The following is a 13,555-nucleotide window of genomic DNA, read 5'->3' as shown; positions in this document are numbered from 1 at the left end:
TTACACATAAAAAAAGACAAAGTTTATATTTATCTTTTTAGGTTTTATTAACAGGGAACAAAACCCAAATATATAAACAAGTAAGGTTTTCTTTTAGTATTTTTGTAAAAAATTAGTTAAAATGAACACTTTCAAGGTTTCCGTGCAGGAGACATCAAATAATACTATAGTAAAATTCGAATTAAATCAATTTATAACACAACATCAAAGTTTCGAATTTAACAATATTGATGAAGCTAAAAAATCACCTTTAGCACAACAATTATTTTATTTACCGTTTGTGAAAAAAGTTTACATTTCTGGTAATTTTATTGCTGTAGAGCGTTATAATATTGTTGAATGGAATGATGTACAAGATGAAGTAGCAGAACAAATTGAAGCCTATTTAAACGATGGTGGCATTGTAGTTGAAGAATCTGCTGCAGCTAAAAAAGTTCCTGTAACCGTTTATGCAGAAAGCACTCCAAACCCATCTGTGATGAAGTTTGTTGCTAATAAAAAAATAGTAACTACCCTTTTTGAATTCACATCAATTGATGATGCAAAACTATCACCTTTAGCAACAGAATTGTTTCATTTCCCTTTTGTTAAAAGTATTTTTATTGACGAAAACTACGTATCAATAACAAAATACGATATAGCCGAATGGCAAGACATCACTATTGAACTTCGTGAATTTATAAGAAGTTATATTGAAAATGGCAAAGAAGTCGTTTTACCAAATGCAGCTGAAACACTTCAAAAATCAACTACCCAGTTAGATAGCCATTTTGAAAATTTAGATGATATTTCAAAAGAAATAATAAATATTCTTGAAGAATATGTAAAACCTGCTGTCGCTAGTGATGGTGGTAACATTCAATTTATTTCTTATGATGAAAACACTAAAAATGTAAGCGTTATGCTTCAAGGTGCTTGCAGTGGTTGTCCTTCTTCAACCTACACATTAAAAAGCGGTATTGAAAATATGCTTAAAGAAATGCTTCCTGGTAAAGTAGAGATGGTTGAAGCTATTAATGGCTAAAAATCAATCTGCTTTTATATTGTTTTTGTGAGAAAAAACCATTATATTTAAAGAACACAATTAAGTTAAATAAATATAATAATTATGGCAGTATTAAAAGTAATAGAGATTTTATCAAACTCAGATAAAAGTTGGGAAGATGCAACAAAAAAAGCAGTAAAACACGCATCAAAAAGCTTAAAGAACATAAGATCTGTTTATGTAAAAGAGCATAGTGCCAGCGTTAAAGATGGCGAAGTAGTAGACTTTAGAGTAAACTTAAAAATCACTTTTGAAGTAGAATAACATTCTTAAAAATTTATAAAGGCGTTCATTAACTGAACGCTTTTTTTATGCCCAAATTTCGCTAACTTTGATACATGAAGTATCTACAATTATTAACGCTTATTATTTTAATTATAAGTTGTAAAGGACAGAATTCAAAATCCATGGAACATCAATATACAAATGCCCTCATAAATGAAACTAGCCCGTATTTATTACAGCACGCTCACAATCCAGTGAATTGGAATGCTTGGAATGAAAAAACGTTGGCAAAGGCTAAATCTGAAAATAAATTAATGCTAATCAGTGTTGGTTATGCAGCATGTCATTGGTGTCATGTTATGGAACACGAAAGTTTTGAAGATAGCTTAGTGGCACAAGTCATGAATAAAAACTTTATAAATATAAAAATTGACAGAGAAGAACGTCCAGATATCGATCAAGTTTATATGAGCGCTGTACAACTTATGACGGGTCAAGGTGGTTGGCCTATGAATGTTGTGGCTTTACCAGATGGCAGACCAGTTTGGGGTGGCACATATTTTAAAAAAGAGCAATGGATTAGTGCTTTAGAACAAATTTCTAAATTATATACTGAAAACCCTGAAAAACTTCAAGAATATGCTGATAAATTAGAACATGGCATAAAGGCTTTAGATGTTGTGGAGGTTAATACTAATGAACCCGTTTTTGAAACAAATTACATAGAAGAAGCTGTTGAAAATTGGTCAAAACAATTTGATAACAGTTTTGGCGGAATGAACCGTGCTCCAAAATTTATGATGCCTAATAATTATCATTTTTTATTGAGATATGCTTTCCAAAACAATGACAAAGAGCTACAAGATTATGTAAACTTAACACTCACAAAAATGGCTCATGGAGGTGTTTTTGATCAAATTGGTGGTGGTTTTTCAAGATACTCGGTTGATACAAAATGGCATGTTCCTCATTTTGAAAAAATGCTTTACGATAACGGGCAATTAGTCAGTTTATATTCCGATGCATATCTCATCACAAAAAACGAATTATATAAAGAAGTTGTTACAGAAACATTAGAATATATAAAACGTGATATGACTACCCAAAATGGTGCATTTTACTCTTCTCTTGATGCAGATAGCAACACACCCGAAGGTGAGCTAGAAGAAGGCGCTTTTTATGTATGGACAAAAGAGGAACTTAAAACTCTTTTAAAAGAAGATTTCGAATTGTTTTCAGATTACTACAATGTAAATAGTTATGGCCATTGGGAACATGATAATTATGTGTTAATTAGAAAAGATGATGACGCTTCTATTATAAAAAAACACAATATAACCGAGGCTGTTTTAAGTGAAAAGAAAACTAAATGGAAAACTATACTTCTTGAAGTTAGAAACAAGAGAGCAAAACCAAGACTTGATGATAAAACTTTAACCTCTTGGAATGCAATTATGCTAAAAGGCTATGTAGATGCTTATCGCGTATTAGATGATTCTGATTATCTTGCTTCAGCAGAAAAAAATGCAAATTTCATTTTAAATAATCAATTAAAAGAAGATGGAGGTTTGTATCATAATTATAAAAATGGTACAAGTACAATAAATGGTTATTTAGAAGACTATTCAACCACAATTGATGCCTTTTTAGCGCTTTACGAAAGTACTTTAGATGGAAAATGGCTAACAAATGCAAGAGATTTAGCTAATTATTCTTTTGATCATTTTTATGATGAGAAAAGCAAAATGTTCTTTTTCACTTCTAATGAAGATGCTTCATTAGTTTCAAGGAGTATTGAATATCGAGATAATGTAATTTCATCAAGTAACTCCATAATAGCTAAAAGCTTATTTAAACTATCGCATTATTTTGATAACGAACATTTCGAAAATACAGCTATCACTATGCTAAATAATGTAAAACCTGAAATGCAGGAATACCCTTCTGGGTATTCAAATTGGTTTGATTTAATGTTAAATTATTCCAATCCTTTTTACGAAGTTGCTATAGTTGGTAAAGATGCTAAGCAAAAAATAACTGACTTAAATAACACCTATATACCAAATAAGCTAATTGCAGCAAGTACATCAGAAAACAATATGGCTTTATTAGAAAACAGATATAATCCTGAAAAAACTTTAATTTATGTATGTGTAAACAAAGCCTGTAAGCTTCCTGTTTCAGAAGTAAATGACGCTTTAAAATTCATAGAAAAATGACACTATTAACAATCATTTTAATAGCAATTGTTGCTATTGAACACATCTATTTTTTAATTTTAGAAATGTTTTTTTGGACAAAACCCAAAGGTATTAAGGCATTTGGATTAAAGTCTAATCAATTTGCCGAAGACACCAAAGTTTTAGCTGCAAACCAAGGTTTATATAATGGTTTTTTAGCATCTGGACTCATATTTGCTATTATACAAAATGATATTAAAATTGCAACTTTCTTTTTAATTTGTGTGACTATTGCTGGTATTTATGGGTCTTATTCTACAAAGCAAATAAAGTTGTTTTATATTCAAGCAATTCCTGCTATTCTGGCTTTGATAAGTCTCTTTTATTAGAAGTTTAACTATTTTTTCACTTTATCAAATAGCTAAAAACTTACAATAGCCTTAGTTTTGTATATTAAAAGTTAAAATAAAAATTATGGATTTAGAAAAATGGATTGATAAAGGTTACGAAATAATTATAAACTTTGGCCCAAAAGTAATAGCTGCTGTTGCTATTTGGATTATTGGCTCTTGGGTTATTAAAAAATTATTGAAAGGCACAAGAAAAGTTATGACCAAAGGAAGTTATGATGAAAGTCTTCAAAAATTTTTATTAAATCTATTAAATTGGGTTTTAAAAATAGTTTTAATTATAGTCGTTCTTGGCACAGTTGGAGTTGAAACTACATCATTTGCAGCTATTATTGCAGCAGCAGGTTTAGCTATTGGTTTAGCTTTACAAGGCTCTTTAGGTAATTTTGCTGGTGGTGTTTTAATTATGATTTTTAAACCCATAAAAATTGGTGATTTAATTGAAGCTCAAGGTGAAATTGGTGTTGTTAAACAAATTGAAATTTTTACAACCAAGTTAACAGGTCTTTCAAATAAAGAAATTATAATACCTAATGGCGCATTATCTAACGGGAATATTGTTAATTATTCTACTGAAGGAACTCGACGTGTAGATTTAGTTTTTGGTGTTGGTTATGATTCTGATATTAAGAAAACTAAAGAGGTTTTAATGAACGTTTTAACCTCGCATCCAAAAATATTAAAAGATCCAGCACCGTCTGTTACGGTATTAGAATTAGCGGATAGCTCTATTAATTTTGCTGTTAGACCATGGTCTTTAACTGCTGATTACTGGTCGGTGTATTTTGATGTTACAGAACAAACAAAAGAAGCTCTTGATGTTGCTGGAATTGATATTCCTTATCCACATCAAGTTGAAATACAAAAGAAAGGTTAAGATTTAGACTTCGGTTTTAAAGCCACAAAATCTTTTAAATAATAAGGTTCAAAATAAGCGACATCTTCAGTGTCGCTTTTTTTGTATTTATTATATGCTAACAAACTCATTTCATTGGCTGATGGTAGTTTGTCTTCAATAAAAATAGCATTTGGATGACTTATTAGACTTTTAGTTTTTTCAACACCATTGCCAATAAAATAGACTTTCCCTTTTTCTAAATATTCAGCGAAAGCACTTTCATCTAAAATTTGTGCTTGGGTTTCTCTTAATTGATTATAATCTGAATCATAAATAGCAGAATACACTTCCATGCGTCTAGCATCTAACATAGTAACAATAACACCTTCATTAGCTTCAACTTGACGAGCTAAAGCCTCTAAAGTAGCAATTGAAATTAAAGGCTTGTCTAGAGCAAAACAAAGTCCTTTTGCTGCAGAAACGCCTATACGCAAACCCGTATAAGACCCAGGTCCTTTACTTACAGAAATCGCATCTAAATCTTTTGAGCTTACATTGGCTTCATTTAAAATAGCTCCAATATAAACATGAAGTCTTTCTGCATGCGAATAGCTTTTATCGTTATCTTCTTTTAAAATTAATGTTTTACCATCCTTTGAAAGTGATACTGAACAATTTGTAGTTGCGGTTTCTATATTGAGTATTAATGCCAATTGTATATTATTTAAAAAAGTAATTCCCGACAAAAGCGGGAATTACAAATTAAAGAAATATTTTTTATTCTAAGGTTATTGGAATCCCATAATAGAACTCTAATAACTTTGTTTTAAATACAAAATTAAATTTTGAATTTGCTAATGTAGATTGAGCACTTATCAATCTATTACGAACTTGTTCAAATTCAAAAGAAGTCATTGCTCCATAGTTATAACTTTCTTGAGCAGCTCTAAAAGCTTCTTCTTGCGCTGTTAATGATGCTTCTGAAGCACGATATTGATTTAATGCTGCTCTTGCATCAAGATATGCATTTTCAATGGTAGAAAGCAAATCTTGTTTAGCTTGCTCCAATCCAAAAGCCACACGTTTATTACTTATAATAGCTCTGTCTACACTAGATCTTGTTCTATTTCCATTAAAAATAGGAATGCTCACACTAACACCAATATTGTAACCCAGATTATCGTCAAATTGTTTACCAAAACCATTTGGAATAGAACTAACCATACCCGTATTTGGGTCTATAATTGTACGTCTATCTTTTTCACCTAAAGTATGTTGATATGATGTGCCTAAACCACCACCTAAACTTACAGTTGGGAAAAATGCAGCTTTTGCTAATTCTATATCTAATTCAGAATTTTCTATATTAATTTCAGCTGCTTTTATTTCCGGTCTATCTTGTACTGCTTTATTAAATATCTTGTCGGTATTTTCATAGGCTAATTCAGCTGATGACAAATTAAATGTAACATCTTCAATATCAAATCCAGAATGAGGTATTTGTAATAATTGTGCTAAATTTAATAAAGCCAAATCAATACCATTTTGAGCTGTAATTAACTGTTCGTTATTACTTGCTAATTGAGCTTGAACATTATATAAATCTGATTTTGGATTTACACCTTCATCAACTAAGGTTTGTATGTTATTTATTTGCTGTTGTGTAACCTTTACTTGATCTTCGGCTATTTTGTAATTTTCTTTACTTAACAATGCGTTTAAATAACTATTTACAACATATAATGAAATATCATCTTTAAGTTTTTGGAATTGTAATTCGCTAGATTTTAAACCTAATTTTGCTTGCTTATATAAATTTGTATTTCTATAACCGTTAAATAATGTAACACCAACATTTAAACTTAGGTTGGAGCCAAATGTGTTACTAGAAATTCTACTTCCATCTTGACCAAGATAGGATCCAAAATTAAAATTACCAGACGTTGAACCACTTACATTTGGTAAAAAATTACCCTTTGCACTTGTTATATTTTCTTCTGAAATTTCTATGTCTAAAGATGATTGTTTAATAGAAATATTATTTTCTAGTGCATAGTCTACACATTCTTGTAATGTCCATTTCTTTTGTTGTGCAAAAGACGATACAGCAACCAACAACAAACATATTATTAAACTATTTTTCATAAACTTTACATTCAAATTAGTCATTCTTTTTTTCATCACCTTCATCATCTTTTGAAGCTTTATTCCAAACCTTAATTTTATCACCTTTTTTAACGCCCTCAAGAATTTCAACATTAATACCATCAGATAAGCCTAATTCAACATTCTCTTTTCTGTACTTATTATTGTCTTCTAATATTTCAACAAAAGGTTTTTCTGTTATTCTATTGTATTGAAGCAATGCTTCTTTAATGGCAAAAACACTGTCTTTACTTTCTATATCAATTTCAGCATTTGCACTATAGCCTGCTCTTATTTTTGTGTTTTCTTCGATAGTAACATCTGCTTTTACAGTAAATTGAACTGCGCCATTTTCTTCGTTTCCTTTTGGTGCAATAAAAGTTAATTTTGCTGGAAATTCTTTACCCATAATGGCTCCAAGTAATACTTTAATTTCTTTGCCTTCTTGTAATTTACCAACTTCTGCTTCATCAACTTTTCCTTCAAAAATCATTTTACTCATATCGGCAACAGTTGCTATAGTAGTACCTGCATTAAAGTTGTTGCTTTCTATAACTTGATCGCCTTCTCGAACAGGAATTTCTAATACGGTACCAGATATTTGTGCTATAATATTTGTGTTTGCAGAATTACCGCCAGATAATGACCCTTGCTTGATTATTTGGTAATCATTTTGGGCTTGGTTAAGTGATTCTTTCGCTTGATTAAAAGACAAGGAGCTGTTTTCAAAATCTTGTTGAGAGATTACACCTTTTTCAAAAAGGGATTTGTTTCTATCATAAAGAATTTTCGAGTTGTCGTATGACAATTTAGATGATGAAATTCTACTTTTTGCACTTACTAAACTTTGCTCGTTTGGTACCACTCTAATTTTTGCAATTAAATCGCCTTTTTTAACAATATCTCCCTCTTCAACTAGTATTTCGTCAACAATTCCAGAAATTTGTGGTTTTAATTCAATCTCTTCTTCAGGGTTTAATTTCCCTGTAGCAACTGCTTTTGTATTTATTGAGGTATAGAAAGGCTCTTCTACTTTAAAATCTTCAATGGCTTTTGAGTTAGCATCTTTAAAATACTTTAACACGAAAGCTAATGCTATAATAGCAACTAAAACTAAAATAATTTTTACTGTTTTGTTCATTTTTTTGATTGTTTATTCTTCTCTTAATGCTTCTATTGGTTTTATACTTGTTGCTTTAAACGCTGGAATTAAACCTATTAAACTTCCTAAAATAACTAATATAATTAATGCTATAAATACAACACCAATGGATACTGATGCATTAACTATGGCGGCATCATCACCCTGACCAAAGAAATGGTCTAATAAAATTAATATCCATCCACCTGTTATAATTCCTAATATTCCAGCTACTAATGTTAAAAACACAGCTTCAACAACTATTTGTCTTTTAATTTCAAAAGGTGTTGCTCCTAAGGCTCGGCGTACACCAATTTCTTTAGTACGCTCTTTTACTGTAATTAGTAAAATATTACCAATAGCAAATACTCCTGCAATTAATGTAGCAATACCTACAAACCAAGTTAAAAATTGCATACCTGTTAAAAACCCTGTAATTTTTCCGAACTCTTTACCTAGGTTAAAACTTCTAAAACCTCTTGTATCTTCTGGGTGAACATTATTAAGGTTTTTAAGTATTAATTCTGTGTCTTTTTGAATTTGTGTAATATCATATTCTGGCTTACCAGTAATCATCATAAAACCAATTTTATCACCTTGATTATATACTTGCTGAAATGTAGTAAAGGGTATATGTACATCTTCACTTGGTCCGAAATTCACATTACCAACATCAAATAAACCAATTACCATGTAACTAATATTATTTATTTCTATACGAGTCCCTACGGCTTGTTCGTCTTTTTCAAAAAGTTGTTCATAAATATTTTTTGAAATAACTGCTACTTTTTTTCTATTATCAATATCATTCTGATTGATAAAACGGCCATGAATTAATTTCTTTTTTTGAACTTCATCTAAAGTTGGAAAGTCTCCAAAAACATTAAAAGTACCTGAAAGTAAGTTTCTATTAACAGTGCCTAAGTTCATATTTCTTGGCACTACAAATTCAATTCCTTCTACATTTTCTTCTACCTTTTTTATGTCTGGAATTTTTAGCTGTACTCTTCTTCCTTCTTGAAAACCCTTAAAAGGCATGCTTGTAGTGCTTCCCATAAAGAACACACTGTTTGTTGCAAAGTCTCCGAATAATCGATTGAATGAGTTTTCTAATCCTCTTGCAGATCCTAAAAGCCCAATCAATAACAAAATCCCCCACCAAACCCCAACCATAGTAAGTGCTGACCTTAGTTTGTTTTTACTTAAGCTATCAAAAACTTCTTGCCAAGTATCTCTATCGAATAAAAATTTAAACATAATTAATCGTTTCTAAGTGCTACAATGGGTTTAATTTGTGATGCTTTTTTGGCAGGTAAATAACCTGCTATTGCTCCTGCAATTATTAGAGTAAAAGTTGCTCCAAAAACAAGACTATTACTTACTCCTGGATCTTTTATAAAATAAGTTTCTAAACTAGGGCCTGCAATCTCTAAAACACCTACACCTACTAATAAACCAACATAACCTGCTATTGTTGTGATTAGTACAGATTCAATTAAAATGATTGAAACAATTGATTTTGGTGATGCTCCTAAGGCTTTTCGTATACCAATTTCTTTAGTACGCTCCTTTACTATAAAAATCATAATATTACTAATTCCAACTATACCTGCTATAAGAGTGCCTAAACCAATAACTAATATTATTACTGTTAAACTGAAAGTCATAATATCTACTTGTTTCATTCCTTGTGCCATGTTTTGCACTCTAATCGCTCGCTGATCGCTATTGGCTACCGAAAATCTATCCTTTAATTTTTTTGTAAGTAATGAACCAAAAGATAAAGCTTCATCAACATTCATGTCAGGATTATATGTTAAATGCAATAAATCGATATAATCATTATTACCATATACAAATTGAGCTGTAGTAATAGGTATGTATATAACTCTTTCCTCGTTATCGCCTTCATCATCGGTAAAAACACCTACAACTTTATAAGGGATACCACTTAGATTTATATACTTGCCTATTGCGCTTTCCTTTAAAAACAAATCATCATTAACAATGCGACCAATAATAGCAACCTTGGTTCTATTATCTAAATCATTTTGATTTATATAACGCCCATCGCTTACCTTATTGTTTTCAATAAACATGTAGTCTGGCTGAACTGCTCTAAGCTCGTAATTGTTTTTTTCGCCTTTAAAAGAAGCTGTTACGCTTCTATTTACTTTTGAGGTTATGTACTGTACTTTTTCTCCAAACTCATCTAACACAAATTGCTCATCTTCATTTTTAAACTGAATTTGCCTACCTGCTTGTAAACCGTTGTTAGCCTTGGTAGTTCTGCCAGGATATACTATAATAGAATTATTTGCATCTGTTCCAAATGCTTCTTTAAATGTGTTTTTTAATCCATTAGCAATCCCAAAAAGTATGGCAAATAAAAGTATAGCAAATGCCACAGTAAATCCAGAAAGTAAACTTCTAGTTCTGTTTTTATTAATACTTTGGAATATTTCTCGCCAAAGATCTAAATCAAACATATTGTTCTGCCCTTACTTGTTCTACTTTTTTGTCTTCCATAATAACACCATCTCGAAGTCTTACAATACGCTTGCACATATTTGCAATATCTTCTTCGTGTGTTACCATTAAAATAGTTTTTCCTTCATCATTTAATTGTTGAATAAACGCCATAATATCATAAGAAGTTTTAGTGTCTAAAGCTCCTGTTGGTTCATCTGCCAATAATAATTTGGGATTTGCGGCTAAAGCTCTAGCAATGGCTACACGTTGTTTTTGTCCTCCAGAAAGCTCTTTTGGGAGATGATGTGACCAATTTGCTAAACCAACTTTTTCTAAATGAAATAATGCCTTCTCTAAACGTTCTTTACGTTTCATTCCTTGATAATATAAAGGCAATGCAACGTTTTCAAGTGCTGTTTTATAATTGATAAGATTGAAGGACTGAAAAATAAATCCTAAAAACTTATTTCTGTAAACTGCAGCTTTTTTTTCGGTTAAATTTTTTATTGGTAAGCCATCTAAGATATACTCACCTTCATCGGCTTCATCTAACATTCCAATAATATTTAAAAGTGTTGATTTACCTGAGCCCGAAGACCCCATAATAGCAACCATCTCACCCTCATCTACTGTAAGATCTATTCCTTTTAAAACATGTAAACTAGAGTCACCTATGGGATAGGATTTGTGAAGTTGATTAATTTTAAGCATTACTTTGATTAATTTTTGGAGCTAAATAGTCTTTTTAGTTAGACTAGCGAAGCAAAGAAATGTTACAAAAAATTAGTAGAAAAATTTTTATTACTTTTTTAACGTACTATATTTTCTATAAATGAAGTAACAAATACCCGCAACAAGTATGTATGGTATTGTCATTAAGTAAACAATTCCATCATTTATACCTTTTGCTGCAGATTGCCCTTCTTCGCTTTCTAAAACGGCACGACACATTGCGCATTGCGCATTACCTTCTATAAAAAGGAAAAGAGATAAAAGAAAAAAGACAATTCTTTGCTTCATTTTAAATATAATAAGGTGAAATCATAATATAAACAATGACTCCTGTTACTGCCACATAAAGCCATAATGGAAACGTGATTTTTGCTATTTTTTTATGTTTTTCAATATTATTAGTTATAGCCCTAACATAAGTAATAAGCACAAAAGGAATAATGATAATAGATAGTAATATGTGGCTTATAAGAATAAAATAATATATATACTTTAAAATACCTTCGCCTCCATACTTTGTAGAGTCACTCGTCATATGGTAAGCAACATACATTACTAAAAAAACAACTGAACACCAGATGGCTGTTGTCATTAAATTCTCATGAAGCACCACGTTTTTATTTTTAATCGCAAAAAAAGCAATAACAAGAATAACAGCGGTCAAACCATTTATGGTAGCATAAATTGGTGGCAAAAATGACAAGGGTTCTACATTAGGAATTCTAACACCAAATAAAATTGCAACAGCTATTGGTATAGCAATAGATAATATTACAATTAATTTATTATATTTTTTATCGTCTAAAATTTTCTGATTTTTATTCATTAAGCAATTTTTTTATATCTTCTTTTAATGTACTTATTTCTTCTTCAACGCCATCATCATCTGTTTTTTCAGCTTCAGAAATTATACCTTTATAATAAATAACTGGGTTTCCAAATTCGTCTTTTCTGGATCGTATAAACCCTTTTTTATCAATTAAAGCAAAATTACCTGAATGCTCAAAACCGCCCAAAACATCTTTATTTTCGGCTGCATAAATATAAAAACCACCGTTTGCAAGACTATAAATTTCCTCTTTATTACCTGTTAACAAATTCCAGTTCGGGTTTGTAATACCATATTTTTCAGCATATGCTTTAAGAACTTCAGGCGTATCATGATCTGGATTTATAGTGAAAGACGCTACACCAAAATTTTCGAAATCTTTAAAAGTATTTTGAATTTGAACTAAGTTTAAATTCATTCTTGGGCATATAGTAGGACAGGTTGTAAAAAAGAATTCTATAACATAAACTTTTCCTAAATAATCTTGATTGGTAATAGTTTTTCCATCTTGATTTGTAAAGCTAAAATTTGGAACTTTTCTTTTTTCTCCATTATTTTCAATAAAAACTAAATCTGAAATGGTAGGTTTATTATCATCGGCATAATCACTTCTGCTTTCATTTCTTATTATATCTCCATTAGAGATTCTATCAACAATTTTAGGAATAAAAATGATTCCAAAAACTAGAATAATAAAAGCAATTCCTATGTATGAATAATTAGTTTTCTTCATCTTGTTTGTTTAAATCGTTTGCTCTTCTTGTATCAGAGTTAAACTCACCTTTTCTTTTTTGGCGATATTCTGTGAATAAAATACGTAAATCATCACTCATTTTATTTTTAATTTCTGCTACTTCAATACAATCATAAGAATACAAACCATAATTAGGTTTGTTTTTTTCTAATTCATTATCTGTTCTATCGTCTAATCGTCCTCTTTGGTTTAAATCTTTATCAACTAAAAATACATTATTTGATGATAAATCTGAATTAAGTTTTGTTTTACTTTTTAAACTATAAAATACTTGTTGAATATCATTTGATCCAGCAAAAACAAAATACCAAAACCTCAAATCTTCATACTTGTTAATTTCGGCTTTAAGATTATCAACGGCATCTTCTGTTCCTCTTGGCATTAAAATCACGATTTGAAATTTTTTAAAGCCTTTAAACTTATCGTACACTAGTTCTTTTAAATTAGACGCCGTAATTACTTTGTCAATAGGATTAGTTCCTAAAAAACCTAAAACTGTAATATGATCTTTTAAAAGTATTTTTTCTTGAGTGTTTGATGAAAATTTATCTAAATCTAAAACATTTTCATTTACAATATCTAGCGGAGTATAATTATGTGTTGCAGGATATAAAAACAATAAAAATATTACAGGAAGAAAGAATAAAACTCCTAAAACAACATATCTGCTAACTTTCTTTTTATCCATTTAATTAATGTGTTTCTTCTGTGATTTTTACTTTACAAAAATAAAAAAAGGCGGTTTAAAAACCGCCTTAATATCTATATTTTAACTATGGAATTT

Annotated in this window: 15 protein-coding genes; 5 read left to right on the top strand and 10 right to left on the bottom strand. The window is 30.2% G+C overall.

Annotated elements, in window-relative coordinates; genetic code table 11:
- The first annotated feature begins 121 nt into the window (after positions 1-121).
- The 5 genes from BT151_RS05635 to BT151_RS05615 all read left to right on the top strand — a co-directional run bounded on the left by BT151_RS05635 (position 122) and on the right by BT151_RS05615 (position 4,737).
- Positions 122-1,024 carry a NifU family protein gene (locus tag BT151_RS05635; protein ID WP_072400760.1) on the top strand — a complete coding sequence of 301 codons (903 nt, stop codon included), beginning with the start codon at positions 122-124 and terminating at the stop codon, positions 1,022-1,024.
- Positions 1,025-1,108: 84 nt separating this feature from the next.
- Entirely contained in the window at positions 1,109-1,309 is a 201-nt protein-coding gene (locus tag BT151_RS05630; RefSeq protein ID WP_072400759.1) for a dodecin family protein, read from the top strand.
- 74 nt (positions 1,310-1,383) lie between these two features.
- Positions 1,384-3,489: a thioredoxin domain-containing protein gene (locus BT151_RS05625; protein ID WP_072400758.1), complete on the top strand. Its 2,106-nt coding sequence runs from the start codon at positions 1,384-1,386 to the stop codon at positions 3,487-3,489.
- Positions 3,486-3,839: a DUF1304 domain-containing protein gene (locus BT151_RS05620; RefSeq protein WP_072400757.1), complete on the top strand. Its 354-nt coding sequence runs from the start codon at positions 3,486-3,488 to the stop codon at positions 3,837-3,839. Before BT151_RS05625 ends, BT151_RS05620 begins: the two co-directional genes overlap by 4 nt.
- Before the next feature lie 85 nt (positions 3,840-3,924).
- The gene (locus tag BT151_RS05615) at positions 3,925-4,737 is read left to right on the top strand and encodes a mechanosensitive ion channel family protein (protein ID WP_072400756.1); all 813 of its coding nucleotides are present in this window, start codon (positions 3,925-3,927) and stop codon (positions 4,735-4,737) included.
- On the opposite strand, the gene tsaB is transcribed toward BT151_RS05615, so the two are convergent.
- The 10 genes from tsaB to BT151_RS05565 all read right to left on the bottom strand — a co-directional run bounded on the left by tsaB (position 4,734) and on the right by BT151_RS05565 (position 13,459).
- On the bottom strand, positions 4,734-5,411 hold the full coding sequence (gene tsaB / locus BT151_RS05610) for a tRNA (adenosine(37)-N6)-threonylcarbamoyltransferase complex dimerization subunit type 1 TsaB (protein ID WP_072401009.1): 678 nt from the start codon (positions 5,409-5,411) through the stop codon (positions 4,734-4,736). The genes BT151_RS05615 and tsaB overlap by 4 nt on opposite strands.
- 64 nt (positions 5,412-5,475) lie before the next feature.
- Positions 5,476-6,843: a TolC family protein gene (locus tag BT151_RS05605; RefSeq protein ID WP_072401008.1), complete on the bottom strand. Its 1,368-nt coding sequence runs from the start codon at positions 6,841-6,843 to the stop codon at positions 5,476-5,478.
- Between the two features lie 16 nt (positions 6,844-6,859).
- Positions 6,860-7,984 carry an efflux RND transporter periplasmic adaptor subunit gene (locus BT151_RS05600; RefSeq protein ID WP_072400755.1) on the bottom strand — a complete coding sequence of 375 codons (1,125 nt, stop codon included), beginning with the start codon at positions 7,982-7,984 and terminating at the stop codon, positions 6,860-6,862.
- Positions 7,985-7,996: 12 nt separating this feature from the next.
- Positions 7,997-9,241 (bottom strand): ABC transporter permease, encoded by a 1,245-nt coding sequence (locus BT151_RS05595; RefSeq protein ID WP_072400754.1) that lies wholly within the window; start codon positions 9,239-9,241, stop codon positions 7,997-7,999.
- 2 nt (positions 9,242-9,243) lie between these two features.
- Entirely contained in the window at positions 9,244-10,473 is a 1,230-nt protein-coding gene (locus tag BT151_RS05590; protein WP_072400753.1) for an ABC transporter permease, read from the bottom strand.
- Positions 10,466-11,167, bottom strand: a complete 702-nt coding sequence (locus BT151_RS05585) for an ABC transporter ATP-binding protein (protein ID WP_072400752.1) — start codon at positions 11,165-11,167, stop codon at positions 10,466-10,468. The genes BT151_RS05590 and BT151_RS05585 overlap by 8 nt, the downstream gene beginning before the upstream one ends.
- Before the next feature lie 90 nt (positions 11,168-11,257).
- Complete coding sequence (locus BT151_RS05580; RefSeq protein WP_072400751.1) at positions 11,258-11,476, bottom strand: hypothetical protein; 219 nt, start codon at positions 11,474-11,476, stop codon at positions 11,258-11,260.
- Between the two features lies 1 nt (position 11,477).
- Entirely contained in the window at positions 11,478-12,014 is a 537-nt protein-coding gene (locus BT151_RS05575) for a DUF420 domain-containing protein (RefSeq protein WP_072400750.1), read from the bottom strand.
- Complete coding sequence (locus BT151_RS05570) at positions 12,007-12,750, bottom strand: SCO family protein (RefSeq protein WP_072400749.1); 744 nt, start codon at positions 12,748-12,750, stop codon at positions 12,007-12,009. Before BT151_RS05570 ends, BT151_RS05575 begins: the two co-directional genes overlap by 8 nt.
- Positions 12,737-13,459: a hypothetical protein gene (locus BT151_RS05565; RefSeq protein ID WP_072400748.1), complete on the bottom strand. Its 723-nt coding sequence runs from the start codon at positions 13,457-13,459 to the stop codon at positions 12,737-12,739. The genes BT151_RS05570 and BT151_RS05565 overlap by 14 nt, the downstream gene beginning before the upstream one ends.
- Between the last annotated feature and the right edge of the window lie 96 nt (positions 13,460-13,555).

Source organism: Flaviramulus basaltis (assembly GCF_900114265.1).
Classification (GTDB): Bacteria; Bacteroidota; Bacteroidia; order Flavobacteriales; family Flavobacteriaceae; genus Flaviramulus; species Flaviramulus basaltis.
Note: the sequence above shows the minus strand (reverse complement) of the source record. Positions and strands in the feature narration are given on the sequence as shown.